The sequence below is a fragment of the Pseudostreptobacillus hongkongensis genome (genome assembly GCF_001559795.1).
Lineage (GTDB): Bacteria > Fusobacteriota > Fusobacteriia > Fusobacteriales > Leptotrichiaceae > Pseudostreptobacillus > Pseudostreptobacillus hongkongensis.
The window spans coordinates 1-18518 of the sequence record NZ_LOHY01000132.1 but is presented as its reverse complement, the minus strand read 5'-3'; the positions used below and the strand labels follow the sequence as shown (position 1 = coordinate 18518).

General features: G+C 28.3%; 17 protein-coding genes and 5 tRNA genes. 3 read left to right on the top strand and 19 right to left on the bottom strand.

Annotated elements, in window-relative coordinates; all coding sequences use genetic code 11:
- Positions 1-91: 91 nt before the first annotated feature.
- The 12 genes from AYC59_RS06595 to AYC59_RS06540 form a co-directional block, all read right to left on the bottom strand.
- Positions 92-1822 carry a proline--tRNA ligase gene (locus AYC59_RS06595; RefSeq protein ID WP_066896662.1) on the bottom strand — a complete coding sequence of 577 codons (1731 nt, stop codon included), beginning with the start codon at positions 1820-1822 and terminating at the stop codon, positions 92-94.
- A gap of 10 nt (positions 1823-1832) precedes the next feature.
- On the bottom strand, positions 1833-4475 hold the full coding sequence (locus AYC59_RS06590) for a valine--tRNA ligase (protein ID WP_066896659.1): 2643 nt from the start codon (positions 4473-4475) through the stop codon (positions 1833-1835).
- A gap of 1 nt (position 4476) precedes the next feature.
- Positions 4477-4896, bottom strand: a complete 420-nt coding sequence (locus AYC59_RS06585) for a hypothetical protein (RefSeq protein WP_066896656.1) — start codon at positions 4894-4896, stop codon at positions 4477-4479.
- A 109-nt stretch (positions 4897-5005) separates the two neighbouring features.
- Positions 5006-5509, bottom strand: a complete 504-nt coding sequence (locus AYC59_RS06580; protein WP_066896653.1) for a peptidylprolyl isomerase — start codon at positions 5507-5509, stop codon at positions 5006-5008.
- A gap of 73 nt (positions 5510-5582) precedes the next feature.
- Positions 5583-5930: a YbaB/EbfC family nucleoid-associated protein gene (locus AYC59_RS06575; RefSeq protein ID WP_066896650.1), complete on the bottom strand. Its 348-nt coding sequence runs from the start codon at positions 5928-5930 to the stop codon at positions 5583-5585.
- A 27-nt stretch (positions 5931-5957) separates the two neighbouring features.
- Positions 5958-6042: transfer RNA gene (locus AYC59_RS06570), tRNA-Tyr, on the bottom strand.
- A gap of 3 nt (positions 6043-6045) precedes the next feature.
- Positions 6046-6121: transfer RNA gene (locus tag AYC59_RS06565), tRNA-Thr, on the bottom strand.
- Between the two features lie 29 nt (positions 6122-6150).
- Positions 6151-6227, bottom strand: a tRNA-Asp gene (locus AYC59_RS06560).
- Positions 6228-6232: 5 nt separating this feature from the next.
- A tRNA-Val gene (locus AYC59_RS06555) sits at positions 6233-6308 on the bottom strand.
- Between the two features lie 10 nt (positions 6309-6318).
- Positions 6319-6393 (bottom strand) — tRNA-Glu (locus tag AYC59_RS06550).
- Between the two features lie 119 nt (positions 6394-6512).
- Positions 6513-7031 (bottom strand): chromate transporter, encoded by a 519-nt coding sequence (locus tag AYC59_RS06545; RefSeq protein ID WP_066896647.1) that lies wholly within the window; start codon positions 7029-7031, stop codon positions 6513-6515.
- Positions 7024-7584: a chromate transporter gene (locus tag AYC59_RS06540; RefSeq protein WP_066896644.1), complete on the bottom strand. Its 561-nt coding sequence runs from the start codon at positions 7582-7584 to the stop codon at positions 7024-7026. Before AYC59_RS06540 ends, AYC59_RS06545 begins: the two co-directional genes overlap by 8 nt.
- A 96-nt stretch (positions 7585-7680) precedes the next feature.
- On the opposite strand from AYC59_RS06540, the gene AYC59_RS06535 reads away from it, so the two are divergent.
- Positions 7681-8745 carry an AEC family transporter gene (locus AYC59_RS06535; protein ID WP_066896641.1) on the top strand — a complete coding sequence of 355 codons (1065 nt, stop codon included), beginning with the start codon at positions 7681-7683 and terminating at the stop codon, positions 8743-8745.
- 19 nt (positions 8746-8764) lie between these two features.
- Positions 8765-9757, top strand: a complete 993-nt coding sequence (locus AYC59_RS06530) for a 2-hydroxyacid dehydrogenase (protein WP_066896638.1) — start codon at positions 8765-8767, stop codon at positions 9755-9757.
- Between the two features lie 49 nt (positions 9758-9806).
- Here the strand turns inward: AYC59_RS06530 and AYC59_RS06525 are convergent, their stop codons facing one another.
- The 5 genes from AYC59_RS06525 to AYC59_RS06505 are packed head-to-tail and all read right to left on the bottom strand — an operon-like array spanning position 9807 to position 14265.
- Positions 9807-10862 carry an Mbeg1-like protein gene (locus AYC59_RS06525; protein ID WP_066896636.1) on the bottom strand — a complete coding sequence of 352 codons (1056 nt, stop codon included), beginning with the start codon at positions 10860-10862 and terminating at the stop codon, positions 9807-9809.
- Positions 10831-11697: a metal ABC transporter permease gene (locus AYC59_RS06520; RefSeq protein ID WP_066896633.1), complete on the bottom strand. Its 867-nt coding sequence runs from the start codon at positions 11695-11697 to the stop codon at positions 10831-10833. Before AYC59_RS06520 ends, AYC59_RS06525 begins: the two co-directional genes overlap by 32 nt.
- On the bottom strand, positions 11687-12613 hold the full coding sequence (locus AYC59_RS06515) for a metal ABC transporter permease (RefSeq protein WP_066896629.1): 927 nt from the start codon (positions 12611-12613) through the stop codon (positions 11687-11689). Before AYC59_RS06515 ends, AYC59_RS06520 begins: the two co-directional genes overlap by 11 nt.
- Positions 12614-12615: 2 nt before the next feature.
- A complete protein-coding gene (locus AYC59_RS06510; protein WP_066896626.1) occupies positions 12616-13329 on the bottom strand; it encodes a metal ABC transporter ATP-binding protein in 714 nt (237 codons plus the stop codon).
- A gap of 9 nt (positions 13330-13338) precedes the next feature.
- Positions 13339-14265, bottom strand: coding sequence for a metal ABC transporter solute-binding protein, Zn/Mn family (locus AYC59_RS06505; RefSeq protein ID WP_066896624.1), 927 nt, complete (start codon positions 14263-14265; stop codon positions 13339-13341).
- Positions 14266-14561: 296 nt separating this feature from the next.
- Between AYC59_RS06505 and AYC59_RS06500 the strand changes: the two genes are divergently transcribed.
- Entirely contained in the window at positions 14562-15008 is a 447-nt protein-coding gene (locus tag AYC59_RS06500) for a PTS sugar transporter subunit IIA (RefSeq protein WP_066896621.1), read from the top strand.
- Between the two features lie 183 nt (positions 15009-15191).
- On the opposite strand, the gene adhE is transcribed toward AYC59_RS06500, so the two are convergent.
- Positions 15192-17825 carry a bifunctional acetaldehyde-CoA/alcohol dehydrogenase gene (adhE, locus tag AYC59_RS06495; RefSeq protein WP_211260033.1) on the bottom strand — a complete coding sequence of 878 codons (2634 nt, stop codon included), beginning with the start codon at positions 17823-17825 and terminating at the stop codon, positions 15192-15194.
- A 187-nt stretch (positions 17826-18012) separates the two neighbouring features.
- Positions 18013-18219 carry a hypothetical protein gene (locus AYC59_RS06490; RefSeq protein ID WP_066896615.1) on the bottom strand — a complete coding sequence of 69 codons (207 nt, stop codon included), beginning with the start codon at positions 18217-18219 and terminating at the stop codon, positions 18013-18015.
- Positions 18220-18518: the final 299 nt, after the last annotated feature.

Below are 18518 nucleotides of genomic sequence, written 5' to 3'. Positions count from 1 at the left end.
TTATACAATTTATTGTTTTGATTTATTTTTCTTGCTTGGTGAACATTCATACAATGTTGCATTTGATATTTTAGTTTACCATTAATGTACATTAACTTCTTTCAAACTCTTTGATATAACTTATTACATCCTCTATTTTTACTTCAAGATTTTTTGATCCATCCCTATGTTTTATTTCAACTATTCCATCTTTTGCACCCTTACCAACTATAACTTTTAAAGGGAATCCTATTAAGTCTGCATCTTTAAATTTAAATCCTGCTTTTTCATCTCTATCATCATATATTACTTCTATATCATTTGAAAGCATTTCTTTATATAGTTTTTCTGATACTTCAAAAGCAACTTCATCTTTACTATTTACTAAAATTAAATCAACTAAATAAGGTGCTATAGATTTTGGCCATATAATTCCAAAATCATCATTATTTTGTTCAATTGCTGCTGCTGATACTCTTGATATACCTATACCGTAACAACCCATCAATACCTCATTTGCTATACCTTTATCATTTAATACTTTAGCACCTAATGCTTCTGAATATTTTTTACCTAATTTAAAGATATGACCTACCTCTATTCCTCTTGCAATTTCAAGAGTACCTTCATCACGTGGTGATTTATCTCCAGCTCTTGCAGTTCTAATATCACCTACATAATCTATATGTAAATCAGATACATTAGTATTAATATAGTGATATCCTTCTATATTAGCTCCTGCTACAAAGTTTTTAAGTTTTATAACAGTTTCATCTGCTATAACTTTTACTTTTCCATTTTTAATAGATTCTATATCTTTTAATCCTGAAATATATCCTGCTTTAAGACCTAAATTTTCAACATCACTTTCATTCATCATTTCAAGTTCTAATGTAGCATTTACTAAGTTTTTAACCTTAACTTCATTAATATCAAGATCTCCTCTTATCATCGCAATAAAGTATTTGTTTTCTCCACTTTCTAATATTTCTTTTAAAAGTAATGCCTTTACTGTTTTTTCTTGAGGAACATTTAAATAACTTGAAACTTCTTCTATAGTTTTACAATCTGGTGTTTCTTTTAATTCTTTTTCTAATTCTTCTGAATTATCTTCTTTAATCTCAATTATACTTGTAGCTTTTTCAACATTTGCTGCATAATCAGATGCATTTGAATAAAGTATATCATCTTCACCACTAGATGCTAAAACCATAAATTCGTGACTTTCAGATCCACCTATACTACCAGTATCTGCTTCAACTGCTCTAAAGTTTAATCCGCAACGTTCAAATATTTTATAGTAAGCTCCTTTTACATTGTTATATTCTTCATCTAAACTCTTTTGGCCTATGTGGAAGCTATATGCATCTTTCATGATAAATTCTCTTCCACGCATAAGACCAAATCTTGGTCTTTTTTCATCTCTGAATTTATTTTGTATTTGATAGATATTTAAAGGTAGTTCCTTATATGAAGTAACTGTATTTCTAAAAATATCTGTAATAACTTCTTCATGAGTTGGACCTAGTACAAAATCTCTTGCATTTCTATCATTTAATCTCATAAGTTCAGGCCCATATGAAAACCATCTTTTTGATTCTTTCCAAAGATCTGCAGGTTGAAGCACAGGCATTAATACTTCCTGCGCTCCTATTCTGTTCATTTCTTCTCTAGTAATTTTTTCTATTTTTTGTAAAACTCTTAAACCTAATGGTAAATATGTATATACTCCTCTAGTTAATTGTTTTATCATTGAAGCTCTTAACATTAACTTATGAGAAACAGTTTCTGCATCTTTTGGAACTTCTTTATATGTTTTAATAAAACTCTTTGAAAATCTCATAATACTCCTTCTATTTTTTAAATACGTCTATATTATCTTGTAATTTTTGTAATTTTGATAAAAGTTCTGCTTCTATAGCTTTTTCTTTTTCTAAAACAGCAGCAGGCGCTTTTTCAACAAACTGAGGATTAGATAATTTATTTGTTGTTCTTTCTAATTCCTTCTTAACTTTTTCTATTTCTTTATTTAATTTTTCTATTTCTTTTTCTATATCAATAAGCCCTTCTAAAGAAACATAAATTTTAGTATTACCCACTACTCTAAATCCTGACATCTTAGGTAATTCTTTAAGTATTTCTGTGTTTTCTACATTAGCAAGTTTATCAAGTATCTTAGGGTTATTTAATAATATATCTTTTTCATTATTATCTTCAGTATCTATTATAATACTAATTTTTTTAGCTGGTGATATATTATTTTCAGCACGTATGTTTCTTATAGCTGAAACTACATCTTTTAAATAATCAAAATCATTTAAACTTTGCTTATTAATTAAAGCCTTATCTTCTCTTGGGAAATCTATTAACATAATACTTTCACCATAAGGTTTGATATTTTGCCATACTTCTTCGGTAATATATGGCATAAATGGATGTAATAATCTTAATCCATTATCAAGTATATGTTTTAAAACCCATTGTGCTGTTTGTCTATCAGCATCATTTACATCTATTCCATAAATTCTTGTTTTTGCAATTTCTAAATACCAATCACAGAAATCATTTCTGAAGAATTCATAAGAAAGTTTAGCACAAGTATCTATATTATATTCTTCCATTTCTTCATTAAATTTCTTAGCTGTAAGTTGTAATTTAGATAATATCCATTGATCTTCTAATTTAAAATCAAGATCCATTATAGAGATATCTTCTTTAAATCCTTCAAGATTTGATAAAACAAATTTTGAAGCATTCCATATTTTATTTGCAAAATTAGAACCCATTTCTAATAATTTTTCAGAAAATAGTATATCTTGTCCTTGAGATGTATTATACATTAAACTAAATCTTACTGCATCAGCCCCATATTTATCAAGTATACCTAAAGTATCAGGAGCATTACCTAAAGACTTAGACATTTTTCTTCCTATTTCATCTCTTATTATTCCTGTAAAATATACTTCCTTAAATGGAACCTTATTTTCAAAATGTAAACTCATCATTATCATACGAGCTACCCAGAAGAATATTATATCTGCACCTGTTACAAGTAAATCACCTGGGAAGTATCTTTCAAGTTCAAATGTTCTTTCAGGCCAACCCATAGTTGAAAACGGCCAAAGTGCAGATGAAAACCAAGTATCTAAAACATCTGTTTCTTCTCTTAAATCATAAACTTGTCCATATTTTTCAAGACATATTTTTTCTGCTTCTTCACGACTTTTAGCAACTATTAAATCATCATTAGGTGTGTAATACGCTGGTATTCTATGTCCCCACCATATTTGTCTTGAAATAGTCCAATCACGAATATTTTCAAGCCAACTGTAATATATATTTTCCATTCTCTTAGGTGTTAATTTAATTTCTCCATTTTTAACAACTTCTAATGCTCTTTCAGCAAGTGGTTTCATTTTAACAAACCATTGATCAGATATTCTTGGTTCTATAACTGTATGGCAACGATAACAGTGACCTACAGCATGATTATGTTTTTTAATTGATACTAAATATCCTTGTTCTTCTAAATCTTTAACTATTACTTTTCTTGCTTCAAATCTATCAAGACCTTCATATTTACCACCATTTGAATTAATCTTAGCATCAGGTGTAAATATATTTAATATTTCAAGTCCTGTTCTTTTTGAAACTTCAAAGTCATTAGGGTCATGAGCTGGTGTCATTTTAACAACACCTGTTCCAAATTCCATATCTACATAACTATCAGCTACAACTGGTATTTCTCTATTTACTAAAGGTAATATAACTGTTTTGCCTATAAATTTAGAATATCTTTCATCTTCAGGATTTACAGCAACTCCTGTATCACCTAACATAGTTTCAGGACGTGTTGTTGCAACAACTAAAAATTCATCACTATCTTTAACAGGATATTTTATTTCCCATATATTTCCTTCTTTATCTTGATGTTCTATTTCATCATCAGCAAGTGCTGTTTGACATCTAGGACACCAGTTAACCATATATTCCCCTTTATATATTAGTCCTTGATTATATAAAGTAACAAATACTTCTTTAACTGCTTCAGAAAGTCCTTCATCCATAGTAAATCTTTCTCTTTCCCAATCAACAGAATTACCTATTCTTCTTTGTTGAGTGGTAATTATATTACCATATTTTTCTTTCCATTCCCAAACTTTTTCTATGAATTTTTCTCTTCCCAAATCTTCTTTTCTTAACCCATCTTTAGCAAGCATTTTTTCAACAACATTTTGTGTTGCAATTCCTGCATGATCTGTTCCTGTTTGCCATAAAGTATCAAACCCAGACATTCTTTTATATCTAATAACAACATCTTGAATAGTATTATTTAATACATGCCCCATATGTAAAACACCAGTTACGTTAGGTGGTGGTATTACTATAGTATAAGCAGGTTTTTGAGCATCTTTTTCTACTCTAAAATATCCCTTTTCTTCCCACCTTTTATACCACTTTTGTTCTATATCAAGCGGATTATATTTATCATTCATTTTAATATTCCTCCCTAAATAGTTTTAATATATATTTATATTTAACATCCTTACCTTTTAACCAGTAATATGTTTTTATTAATTGAAATAAAATTGATGCAAGCAAAAGAAATAAAGCTATTGAAAAACTTTTTTGAAATATACTTATATCCTCAGTATTTGCATAAATTGTACGTGCACTAGTTAAAATAGCTAAATACACAAGTACCATTGTAATATTTTTATTTAATATCTGACACATAATAAATCTTGTTCTTTTTGGTAATTTAATATGAAAAAAATATATGAAATATATCCCAAAAAACGGGACGAGAAATGATACCAACAATATTATTTTAGTGTATATAGATTCTTTTTCTTCTATAGGATCTAAAACTTCTGTAACTTTTTCTACTTTATCATTATTTTTAAGCTTCCTCATTATATCACTACCTTTCCATATTACTAATTAAAATTATATCATAAATAGTCACTAAAAACAATAAAAGTAAAAAAATAGATAGGTCTAATTTTTAAACCTATCTACATTCTTATTTTTTATCTAAAAAATCTTTAAGTCCTGTATAAAATTCTTTATTCTCTTCAAATAATTTTTCTACATCACCAGATATTCTAATTTCTGTCATAATATCATCTTGAGCTATACTATCAACTACTTTTTGATCTTCCTCACTTAATACTTCTCCAAATATAGTATGTCTATAATTTAACCATTCTGTAGGAACATGTGTTATGAAAAATTGCGATCCATTAGTATTTGGTCCAGAATTTGCCATCGCTAATAATCCTTTTCTATCAAAAGTAACACCTTTTTTAAATTCATCACCAAATTGATAACCAGGACCACCCATACCTGTTCCTGTTGGATCTCCACCTTGTATCATAAAATCATTAATAACTCTATGAAATTTCAAACCATTATAGTATCCACTATTTGCAAGTAGAACAAAATTTATAACTGTTGCAGGTGCAACATCTTCCATCAATCTTAAATTAATATCCCCTTTATTTGTTTTTATAACTGCATTTATCATTTTAAACTTCCTTTCAAATTATATTTAAACAAAAAGTCATCTTTACGATGACTTATATATATCTTATTAATTATTAAAATAATCCTGGGATGCTTACTCCACCTGTTACAACGCTCATTTCTTTTTCAGCTAATTCTTCTGCTTTGTTCATAGCTCCGTTTATTGCTGATAAAATTAATGAAGTTAATTCAGATGTATCTTCTACTGCATCAGCTACTATATCTTTAGATATAACTAAATCTACTATATCTTTTTGTCCATTAGCTTTTACAACAACTGCTCCACCTGCAACTGATTCTTCAACGAATTTGTCTTTTAATTCTTCTTGAATAGCTAGCATTCTTTCTTGCATAACTTGTGCTCTTTTTATAATATCTGATTGGCTATTACTATTTGAAGCTCCTTTTAACTTTCTAACCATCTCATATCCTCCTAAGTATAAAAAAAATGGTGGCGAGAGAAGGATTCGAACCTTCGAAGGCTGAGCCGGCAGATTTACAGTCTGCTCCCTTTGGCCACTCGGGTATCTCGCCACATGGTGCCGCTTACCGGATTCGAACCAGTTACCTGCTGATTACAAGTCAGCTGCTCTACCTAGTGAGCTAAAGCGGCAAAAATTAATATTCAATTGTCAAATAAAATGGCGGAAGTGACGAGACTCGAACTCGCGACATCTTGCGTGACAGGCAAGCACTCTAACCAACTGAGCTACACCTCCATAAATGGTGGTCACAACAGGACTTGAACCTGTGACCCCCTGCTTGTAAGGCAGGTGCTCTCCCAACTGAGCTATGCGACCATAAATGTTTTGGTAGGCCCTAGGAGAATCGAACTCCTGTTTTTAGGATGAAAACCTAATGTCCTGACCACTAGACGAAGGGCCCAAAACTTTTGATTTTTTTCTGTCTTATCTACTGACAAGATTTATAATATCATATTTATAACTTTTCGTCAAGCATTTTTTTGAATTTTTTTTACTTTTTTTTCAAAAAGTTTTCTAAAACTATATAAATAGCGATATTACAGCAGATAAAACAATGATATAAATCATATTTATCTTATACCTTGTAAGAACAAAAGTTAAAATAAAACATATTATTGCTCTATATTCAAATCCACCAGATTTATTTAAAAGTGAACCCTTAGAAATAGTAATTGTAGCAACTAGTATCAACGCACAAGTTGCAGGGTTAATACCCTTCATAATCTTTTTTACATATTCACTTTCAAACCCAATATACTTAATAAATATACTAAGTAATATTATTTGAGGTGTAATTACACCTATACTTGCAATTATAGCACCCAATATACCATTATTTATCATACCAATAAATGTTGCAGCATTTATTGCAATAGGTCCAGGAGTAACCTGAGATATGGCAATAACATCAGATATAGTGGAACTTGTAACCCAATCATAATTTGCTACTATATAAGTTTCAATTAAAGGAAGTACAACATAACCTCCACCAAAGGATAACATACCTATTCTAAAAAATATTAAATATAACTCAAGCATTCTTATCACCTCTATTGTATAAATAAGAAATTACTCCTGCAATTAATATAATATACATAATATCTAAATTAAATATATATCTTAAAAATAAACTTATTAAAAATATAGTTATATAAAAATTTCTATCTTTATCTGTTAACCCTTTTTTTAATAAAGAATATACTGTAATAAATAAAAGAGCTGCCACTGATCCACTTATACCACTAAGTGCATTCTGAACATAAACATTTTCTATTACCTTTTTATAACTAAATGCAATCACTGATATTACCATAATACAAGGTAAAAGTGATGCAACAGTTGCAACTATTGCTCCTCCAACACCTAATATACTATAACCTGTTAAAAATGAAGTTGATATAGTCATAACTCCAGGTAAACTTTGTGCAAGAGTTACAATTTTTACCATTTCATCTTCTGTAATAGATTTTCTTCTTGTAACAAATTCATCCTTAATTATCGGAATTATTGTATACCCACCCCCAAATGTTACTGCACTTATTATAAACAAACTTTTAAACAACTGTAAATATGTAAGTTTTTTTCTTTCCATTTTTATCACCTTTTTTAATTATACCTTCAAAGTATTGTTTTTTCAAGTATTTTATGATAAAATCAATAGGAACTATAATTTTAATCGGAGGTATAAATGTTTCAAGAATCATTAAAAGTAGTTTTAAGTGAAAATTTCCTTTCAGCTATTTTTTCAACAATTTTTATTATTCTTATGGGTTACTACCTAAGAAAGAAAAATATCGTAAATGACCAGGCTTCAAAAGTATTAAGTTCAATATTGCTAAGTGCAGCATTACCAGCACTTGCTTTCAACGCTTTTATGGCTGATATAAAACCAGAAACATACACTACAGGAATAAATGTATTAATATTTGGATTTGTAGCATATGTTATTTTAATAGGTTTAGGATATTTATTCTATTTCAATAAGAAAGGTGATTTAAAAGATACTTTAGTAGTTTTAACTGCATTTGGATCAACAACTTTCTTCGGTATACCTATAATTAATGGATTATTCGGTGCAACAGGAACTCTTTATGCAAATATATTTAATATAGCTTATAGAGTATTCCTATATTCATTCGCTTTAATAGTTATGAGTGGTACTAAATTTGACAGAAAAAATTTAAAACAAATATTTGCTAATCCAATAATTATAGCTACATTCTTAGGATTAATCTTATGGGCATTCCAAGCATACATGCCACAAGTTTCAGTAATGGTTAAAGATCCTAAAACTCAAGAATCAGCAGCTAAAATGGTCTCTGTATTTAGAATAGACAAAACTCTTCCTTGGGTATTTAAAGGATTAAAATACTTAGGTGACTTATCTTCACCACTTGCATGGCTTGCAATAGGTATGACTTTAGCATCTATTTCATTAAAAGAAGCATTAAATGATAAATTATCTTTAGTTTATGCATTCTTTAAATTAATATTAATACCAGCAATATTCTTTGCAATATTAGTAATATTAAATTCTTTAGGAATTCATTTTGAATACGAAGCTATCGCTGCTATTATAATTATGCTTGCTACACCACCTGCAACAGTTGCAGTTGCTTATGCAATCAAATTTGAAAAAGAAGCTGTTCTTGCTTCAAATATTTCATTAGTTAATACAGTACTTGCAATATTTGCTATAATCTGCTGGATAATAATACTTGCAATTACAAATGGGTTTGTTCCTGTAGCATAATATAGAAAGAAGGATATTTATGAAAGTTTTATGTTATGGTGTAAGAGATGTTGAAGAAAAATTCTTTTACGAACTAAACGAAAAATTTGGTTTTGATATTACTTGTATCCCTGAGTATCTAAATACTCCTGAAACTGCGAAATTAGCAAATGGTTATGATGCAGTTATATTAAGAGGTAATTGTTGGGCAACAAAAGAAAATTTAGATACTTATAAAGAAGCTGGTGTTAAATATATTTTAACTAGAACAGTTGGGGTAAATCACATAGATACAACTTATGCAAGAAGTTTAGGTTTCAAAATGGCTTATGTACCATTTTATTCACCTAATGCAATAGCTGAACTTGCTGTTACACTTGCTATGATGCTTTTAAGAAATACTGCTCTTATGACATCAAATGCATCTAAAGGGGATTTTAGAGTATTATCTTCAATGTTCTCAAGAGAAATTAGAAAATGTAAAGTTGGTATAATAGGACTTGGTAAAATCGGATTTACTGCAGCTAAATTATTTAAAGGTTTAGGTGCTGAAGTTCTTGGATATGACTTATTTAAAAAAGATAATGTAGAAGATGTTTTAACTCAAGTTGAGCTTGAAACTTTAATAAGAGAAAGTGACATAATTTCATTACATGTTCCATTTATAAAAGAACAAGGTAAATTAGTTACTAAAGAATTCTTATCTAAAATGAAAAAAGATTCAATTTTAATTAACACTGGTCGTGGTGAAACTATGGATACAGCTGCTGTTATAGAAGCTATAGAAAGTGGTCATTTAGCTGGTGCAGGTATTGATACTTTAGAAAATGAATCTGAACTATTCTTTAAAGATTTCACAGGTAAACAAATTCCTAATGAAAACTTTGAAAAATTAGTAAATCTATATCCTAAAGTTTTATTAACACCTCATTTAGGTTCATTCACTGATGAAGCTGTTACTAATATGATAGAAACAACTTATGAAAACTTAGATGCATTAATTAAAACAGGTCATTCAAAAAATGAAATATAGTAAAAAGTGGGCATAACCCACTTTTTTATTATATATTCTTAGTATTATTCTATTTTTCTGATGTATATACATCATAAACTATTTTCATAGTCTTACTTAACATATCTCTAATATCTGGTTCTGTTATACTTTTATACAAAACCTTTCCTATAAGTGAAATATTTTTACCAATTTCATTTAAATTTAAACTAGATTCTGTAAGTCCATCAAATAATAAATCAACAAACTTTTTTCTTTCATCTATATCTATATTATTTAACCAACTTGCAATACTCTTACCTAATAATATACTGTTTTTGGATAAATTTTCTAAATATTTAAAATCACTTATCTCAAGTTCCCATGAATAAATATCATGTTGCATTATAGAATCTGCACTACTTTTAACAACCATATAATTTTCATTTCTATTCATAATTATTCCAACTATAGCATCTTCAGGAATAAAAGTTTTAATTCTATCCGTTATTTCTAAATACCTTTTATCATTAAGAATTTTAGTGTTAAATCCTGGGCCATCAAAATTATATATACTCTTAATTCTATCTCTATACTTATCATCTATAAATATAGAAGAATATATGGCTAAATTACCACCTTTTGAATGACCTATAGTTATTATATCCCCTTTACTTTCTTCCATTATTCTATTTAAATACTTAACAGATGATCTTTGTGCAGGAATATTATCTTCAAAACTAAGATTAAAATCTTCTTTCCAACCAATTACTGTATTATCTGTACCTCTAAATGATACAATTTTAGTTTTTTCATTAACAGTAATAGTTAAAGCTGCAAATTGTTTTTCTTTTGTATTATCAATTACATTTAAATAATCACTAACTACTAAATTCATATATCTTTTAGATTTCATCAAAAGTTTAGCAAGTTCAATATCCGGTAACCACATTGTTTTTTGCTCTATATTCTTAGTATTTACATATCTTTTTAAAACTTCAGATATATTAAGTTCTTTTTCATTTTCTTTAAATACTTCATCAAAATACATATATGAAATACGAGCTATAACTAATGCATCTATATTATTAAATTCTCTTTCTTCGAATGTTAAATCACTTCTCCATCTTACGTAATCTAAAATCAAATTTAAACACCTTCTTCAATAAAAATACTATTATAAATACTATACCTATAACAACAGAAATACTTCCTGCTATAGAAACATCTAATATTATAGCAATATTATAACCTAAAATTGAAGAAATTGCACCAAAAATAATACTTAATAGCATCATTTTTCTTAAACTTTTTGATAAAAGATAAGCTGTTACTGGTGGTCCTATCATAAATGATATAAGTAGAATTGATCCTACAGCTTCAAATGATACAACTGATGTAACTGACACTAAAGTCATTAGTAAGTAATGCATTAAAACTGGATACATACCAAGACTTGCTGCAAGTGCTCTATCAAATACTGATATTTTTAATTCTTTAAAGAATATAATTACAAATAAAACATTTATAATTAAAACTACAAATGATTTTACTATAGCAACAGCAATTTCATAACCAAATATATTTGTCTTATTAAATGGTGTAAATGCTATTTCTCCAAGTAAAACACTATCTGTATCTAAATGAATATTTGCAGTGTATCTTGATATTAAAACTATAGCTACACTGAATAAAAATGACATAACTATAGCAATAGCTGCATCTTCATGTACAAGTCTAGTATTTACTAGCAATTCTACAAGATAAACTGTAACAAGACCAATAAGAGATGCTCCAACTATAAATAAAGGTGAATTTAAATTACCTGATATAAAGAAAGCTAAAACTATTCCCAAAAGTACAGTATGTGTTATAGCATCTGTTAACATACTCATATTCTTTAAAACCAGAAAAACACCTAATACAGAACAAGAAGTTGATATAAGTATTGCAATAATTTGAATAACTAAACTAGAACTCATTATAATCACCTTCCTTATATTTCCTAATAATTTCTTTATTTCTTACATAACTTCTATAACTTCTTGCTATTAGTCCACGACGTGGTGCAAATAGCATGCTTATTATAACAAATATACTAAGACTTAAAACTATTAATGGTCCTGTTGGAAGTTGAACTTGTATGCTTGATATAGCCGTTCCTATAAATCCTGAAATTCCTCCAAATATAGCTGCTAACATTACAACTATATATAACTTATTACTCCATTGTCTTGCAGCAACAGCAGGTGCTACAAGCATAGCTGTCATTAAAACAACTCCTGTTATTTGTATACCTATAATTACATTAATAGTTATCATAGCTGATATTAAAAATCTAATAGCATCACTATTGATTCCTACTGTTTTTGCATAATTTTTATCAAATAAACTTACCTTAAGTTCTTTCCAAAATATTACTACTAAATAAAGCAAAAATACTCCTACTACTATTATTAAATAAATATCTTTTAATACAAGAGTAGATGCTTGACCAAATATAAATTTATTTAACCCTGCTTTTTTTGCTCCAGGTATTTTTTTTAAATAAGTTAATAAAACCAAACCTAAACCAAAAAAAGTAGATAATATAAGTGCTATTGCACTATCAAATTTAACCTTTGACTTAACACCTATATAATGAATTAAGTAAACACAACAGATTCCTATTAAAAAAGCTCCAATTAATAAAAATACTGTTTCTTTTTGTTTTGTGATTAAAAATGCAAGACATATACCTGCAAGAGATGCATGTGATATACCATCACCTAAAAGGCTTTCTTTTTTTAATACAGCAAAAGTTCCCACTACTGCACTTAAAATTCCAAGTAAAGAACAACCTAACATTACTATTTTAAAAGTGTAACTATCTGATAATAAAATTAATATTTCTTTCATAATTAATCCATATTCTTCTTATATGTTTTATCTATATTTTCAGGAGTAAATACATCTTCTATCTTACCTGAAACTACAACTGATTTATTTACCATAGCTACATAATCAAAATATTCTGGTACACTTTTTAAATCATGATGAACTACAACAACAGTTTTTCCTTCATCTCTTAATTTTTTTAATATTTGTACTATAGATTTTTCTGTTTTAGAATCTACCCCTTGGAAAGGCTCATCCATTAAATAAATTTCTGCATCTTGTAATAAAGCTCTTGCTAAGAAAACTCTTTGTTGTTGTCCTCCAGATAGTTCAGATATCTGTCTATCTTTAAATTCTAACATATCAACTTGCTTTATTGCTTCAATTACTCTAACTTTTTCTTCTTTAGAAACCCTTTTTAAAAATCCTACCCTACCATATGATCCCATTTCTACTACATCAAATAAAGTAGTGGGGAAGTCCCAATCGACACTTCCCCTTTGTGGAACATATGCTATTTTTTTACGCATCTTAGCGTATTTTTCTCCGTTTACTTTAATGTCACCAACTATTGGTTTTAAAAATTCTAGTATTGTTTTAATTAGTGTTGATTTACCAGCTCCATTAGGACCTATTACTGCCCATATTTGACCTTTTCCTATATTTAAACTTAAATTTTCTAAAACTGGTTTTTCATCATAAGCAACCGTTAAATTTTTTATTTCAATAGCATTCATTTTTTTCTCCTACTTTAAAGCCTCCGCGATAATATCAGCATTAGCTTTTATTGTTTTAATATATGTATCTGTGTTACGTTCTTTATCTCCCATTGAATCAGAATAAAGTTCTCCACCTATTTTAACATCTCCACCTTTAGCACGAACAGCTTCTTGTAATGATTCTATACTCTTATGGTTAACTGAACTTTCAACAAATATAGCTTTAACATTGTGTTCAACTATAAAATTAGCAAGATCATTAATTTCTTTTGTTCCTATTTCTGAATCTGTAGAAACACCTTGTATAGCTTTAACTGTTAATCCAAATTGATCTGAGAAATATCCAAAAGCATCATGTGCTGTAACTAAGTATCTTTGTCCTTCAGGAATTTCATTAATTCTAGCTTGAATATATTCTGTAGCTTCCTTAACTTCTTTTAGATAATTATCTAAGTTAGTCATATAGAAATCTTTATTAGCTGGGTCTAAAGCTGATAATTTTTCAGCAACAGCTTTAGCTTGTATGCTCCAGAATTCAGTATTGAACCAAACATGTGGATCATAAACTGAATCTGATACTTTAGTTAATTTAGAAGGGTCAAGTTGCTCCCCTAAATTTAACACTTCTTTACCTTTTAAGTTATCAAAAATTTCAACCATCTTACCTTCAAGATGTAATCCACCATAAACAACTAGATCTGCACTTTCAAGTTTTTCTACATCACTTGCTGTAGCAACATAAAGATGTGGATCTTCTCCCTCTTTCATAAGACCTGTAATTTCTACTTTGTCTCCCCCAATTTGATTTAATAAATCTGCATAGTAATTTAAAGTTGTAGTAACTTTAATTTTTTTCATCTCTGTATTTTCTGCAGTTTCTTCTTTTTTAGCTCCACAAGAAAATACTAAAAACATTAGCATTAATCCTAAGATTAAACTTCCTAATTTTTTCATTAGTTCTCCTCCTTTTCACTTTTCATTTAATATATTACATCAAAAAAAATAATTTGTCAATCAAAATTAATTACCTTAAAAGCTATTATTTAAAAGAATTCTAGATGTTTCAAAAATACTTTGTTATAGTTTATCAAACTTTTTATACAAACTATTATATTTATAAAATTAATAAAAAAGCACACTTGCAAGTAATTAAAATAACTTAACTTTTTGTATTATAAAAAAAATTTGACCTTATTAATTTTCAAGGTATAATATATTAGGAAATATATAAATTTTTGGGAGTGATTATTATGTCTATAAAATTATGTGACAAAACAGTTTTCTTTGACAATTTAGAAGTAGAAAACAAAAATCAATTTTTCGAATATGTTACTAATGAATTACTTAAATTGGAAAGAATTGAAAATCCTCAAAGAATTCTTTATAAATTTGATAAAAGAGAAAATGAAGTAGCAACATTTTTAGGAAGTCACTTTGCAATTCCCCATTTAAAAAGTTCTAAAGTTTTAGAAAATACTATAGTTTTTGCAAGACTTAAAAATTCTATCGTATGGAATAAAAATAATGATAAAGTTAAATATATTTTTGCTGTTTTAGTTAAACCCAGCTATGAAAATTTACACATAGATATATTAATGTCAATATCACGTAATATTATAGATAAAAATAAAATAGATATACTTAAAAGAAGTTCTAATGTAGATGATATACTTAACATAATAAATACTGTTTATTAATTGATCTTTATAAATACCATTAAAAAATAGAAGGTGACACCTTCTATTTTTTAATATTTCTATGCACTATGTTTTTTGATATTTAAAAAGAGTAGAATTTAGATTCTTTAATTTCTAATTTTCTACTCTTTTTTCTAGTTAGAGCTATTTTTTATTGCAACAGCCCCTATTTCATATTAATTACTATTTTTTACTTTTCTTATCTTTTTTATTTCCATACTTTTTATCATACTCTTCTCTTCCATAATAAGATTTTAAGTAAATTTCTTTTAATTCAGAAATTAATGGATATCTTGGATTAGCTGGTGTACATTGATCATCAAATGCATCTACAGCTAATTCATCAACTGCTTCTAAGAAATCTTTTTCAGGTACTCCCCATTCTTTTATACTTCTAGGTATTCCTATCTTATCTTTTAATTCATTTAATGCTTTAATAAATTCTTCAACTTTTTCTTCTCTACTTTGTCCAGGTTTAGTTAATCCTAAGAAATCAGCTGCTTTTGCGTATCTATTGATTGCATCAGGATATCTATATTGAGGGAATACTCCCATCTTAGTTGGTGCATCTTCAGCATTAAATCTAATTACTTCTTCTAATAATAAAGCATTCGCAATACCATGTGGAACATGGAATTTTCCTCCTAATTTATGTGCAAGTGAGTGACAAATACCTAAGAATGCATTAGCAAATGCCATACCTGCTATACAAGATGCATTAGCCATTTTTTCTTTAGCTTTTCTTGCACTTGCTCCACCTTCAACAGATTCAGGTAACCATTGTAATACTATTTTCATAGCTTCTAATGAATAAGGTTTAGTGTACTCTGTTGCAAGTATTGATACATATGATTCAATAGCATGTGTAAATACATCTATACCTGATGCAACTGTTAACCCTTTTGGCATAGTCAACATTAATTCTGGATCATTTATAGCTACATCTGGTGTTAATTCATAATCAGCTAAAGGATATTTAACTCCTGTTGCATCATCAGTTATAACTGAGAATGGTGTTACTTCTGATCCAGTTCCTGCTGAAGTTGCTACAGCTATAAATTTAGCTTTTATACCCATTTTAGGGAATGCGAATATTCTCTTACGTATATCCATAAATCTCATTGCTAAATCTTTAAATCTAATATTTGGATATTCATATAGAACCCACATAATCTTAGCAGCATCCATCGCAGATCCTCCACCTAATGCAATAATTACATCTGGTTGATATTCACGCATTGCAGCAGCCCCTGCTTCAGTTGAACTTAATGTAGGATCTACTCCAACTGATGAGAATATTCTATAATCTACACCAATTTCATCTAATACTTTTGTAACATGGTTAGTATATCCAAGTTCAGCAAGTGTTGAATCTGTTACTATAAATGCTTTTTTATGTTCTCCTTTTAATTCTTCTAAGGCAACAGGTAATGAACCATATTTAAAGTATACTTTTTCAGGAACTTTAAACCATAACATATTTTCCCTTCTTTCTGCAACTGTTTTTACATTTAATAAGTGTTTAACTCCAACATTTTCAGAAACAGAGTTTCCTCCCCATGATCCACAACCAAGTGTTAATGATGGTTCAAGTTTAAAGTTAAATACATCTCCTATTGCTCCTAGAGATGCTGGCATATTTACTAGAGTTCTTCCAGTTTTCATTTCTCTACCAAATTTATCTATTTTTTCTTGTTCTGCAAGATCTATATATATACAAGAAGTATGTCCAAGTCCTCCAAGCTCTACTAAAGCTTTAGCTATATCCATTTGTTCATTAAAGTCTTTTGCTTTATACATAGCTAGAATTGGTGATAATTTTTCATGAGCAAATGCTTCAGCTTCAGTATAATCTTCAACTTCTCCTATTAATACTCTTGAACTTTCAGGTATATTAAGTCCTGCCATTTTAGCTATTTTATAAGCACTTTGTCCTACTATATCAGCATTTAATGCTCCATTAACAAACATTACATCTCTTACTTTTTGAATTTCATCTTTACCTAAGATATATGCTCCTCTATCTAAGAATTCTTTTCTTATTACATCATATTTAGATTCAGGTAATATTACAGCTTGTTCTGATGCACAAATTACTCCATTATCAAATGTTTTTGATAATAAAATGTAGTTTACTGTCATCTTAACATCTGCAGTTTCATCTATAATTACTGGAGTATTTCCTGCTCCAACCCCTATAGCTGGTGTTCCTGATGAATAAGCACTCTTAACCATTCCAGGACCTCCAGTTGCAAGAATTAAGTCAACTTCAGCCATTAATTCTCTAGAAAGTTCCATACTTGGTTCATCTATCCATGAAATTATATCATCTGGTGCTCCATATTTTTTAGCAACTTCTAAAGCTAGTTTTGCAGCATAGATAGTTGAATTTTTTGCTCTTGGGTGTGGTGATATTATAATTGCATTTCTTGTTTTTAATGCAAGTAATATTTTAAATATAGCTGTTGATGTAGGATTTGTTGTTGGTATAACTCCTGCAATAACTCCTATAGGTGTTGCAACTTTCTTAACACCATATGATTTATCTTCTTCTAAAACACCACAAGTTTTTTCATCTTTATATTTATTATATATATATTCTGATGCGAAGTGATTTTTAATAACCTTATCTTCTATAAGCCCCATACCAGTTTCTTCTACTGCCATTGTAGCTAGTAAAATTCTTTCATCATTTATAGTTTGAGCAACTTTTCTAAAAATTTTATCTACTTGTTCTTGAGTATATGTTGAATATTTTTCTTGAGCTTTTCTAACTCTACCCATCATCTCTCTTAAACTTTCTAGGTCTTTAACCATGACTACCTCCATTTAAAGTTATTTTTTTATCTTGTATGTATACAATATACCACAATTAATATTAAAAGTCAATACTTTTATAAAAAATTGGAGTGTAAAGTTTAAAATGCACAAAATTTTTAAATTAATTTTTTTTGTAAACCCCAAATGCACAAAATCATATTTTATTTTCTTTCAAAATATGCTATCATATTTTTGATATTTTGTGATAGCTTGTAACTATTATATCTTCACAAGCTATTTCCTCTATAGATAATTTGTCAAGAATGACTTTTGAAAATCTTTCTTTAAATAGCTCTATAGGGGATTTATTTTTATATTTAGGTTTATACAAACTATTAATATTTGATACTATGAAATTTATATCATCTTGTGTATAATTTGATATATCCACCCCTTTAGGTATATATCTCCTTAATATTCTATGTATATTCTCAACATTTCCTTTTTGATACGGTTTACCTGCTTCACAATAAAATATTTTACATCTTCTTGTATAAGAATCATAATTAATCTTTGTTATTATTTCATGATTTAAAAACTCACTTCCTTGATCTGCTTAAAGTACTCCAAACAATCTTTTAAAATTCTTATGCCCTATTCTTTTCTCTATCCAATCAAATACTTTAGCAACACACGTAGGATACTTATTTTATATTCTAAAGGCAAATAGAAACTGTATTTCTGGAATAA

Coding starts and splice junctions, on each gene's coding strand:
- AYC59_RS06595 (WP_066896662.1), bottom strand. CDS start 1,822: ATGAGATTTTCAAAGAGTTTTATTAAAACATATAAAGAAGTTCCAAAA.
- AYC59_RS06510 (WP_066896626.1), bottom strand. CDS start 13,329: ATGAATGCTATTGAAATAAAAAATTTAACGGTTGCTTATGATGAAAAA.
- AYC59_RS06590 (WP_066896659.1), bottom strand. CDS start 4,475: ATGAATGATAAATATAATCCGCTTGATATAGAACAAAAGTGGTATAAA.
- AYC59_RS06515 (WP_066896629.1), bottom strand. CDS start 12,613: ATGAAAGAAATATTAATTTTATTATCAGATAGTTACACTTTTAAAATA.
- AYC59_RS06580 (WP_066896653.1), bottom strand. CDS start 5,509: ATGATAAATGCAGTTATAAAAACAAATAAAGGGGATATTAATTTAAGA.
- AYC59_RS06585 (WP_066896656.1), bottom strand. CDS start 4,896: ATGAGGAAGCTTAAAAATAATGATAAAGTAGAAAAAGTTACAGAAGTT.
- AYC59_RS06535 (WP_066896641.1), top strand. CDS start 7,681: ATGTTTCAAGAATCATTAAAAGTAGTTTTAAGTGAAAATTTCCTTTCA.
- AYC59_RS06575 (WP_066896650.1), bottom strand. CDS start 5,930: ATGGTTAGAAAGTTAAAAGGAGCTTCAAATAGTAATAGCCAATCAGAT.
- adhE (WP_211260033.1), bottom strand. CDS start 17,825: ATGGTTAAAGACCTAGAAAGTTTAAGAGAGATGATGGGTAGAGTTAGA.
- AYC59_RS06500 (WP_066896621.1), top strand. CDS start 14,562: ATGTCTATAAAATTATGTGACAAAACAGTTTTCTTTGACAATTTAGAA.
- AYC59_RS06545 (WP_066896647.1), bottom strand. CDS start 7,031: ATGCTTGAGTTATATTTAATATTTTTTAGAATAGGTATGTTATCCTTT.
- AYC59_RS06540 (WP_066896644.1), bottom strand. CDS start 7,584: ATGGAAAGAAAAAAACTTACATATTTACAGTTGTTTAAAAGTTTGTTT.
- AYC59_RS06530 (WP_066896638.1), top strand. CDS start 8,765: ATGAAAGTTTTATGTTATGGTGTAAGAGATGTTGAAGAAAAATTCTTT.
- AYC59_RS06505 (WP_066896624.1), bottom strand. CDS start 14,265: ATGAAAAAATTAGGAAGTTTAATCTTAGGATTAATGCTAATGTTTTTA.
- AYC59_RS06520 (WP_066896633.1), bottom strand. CDS start 11,697: ATGAGTTCTAGTTTAGTTATTCAAATTATTGCAATACTTATATCAACT.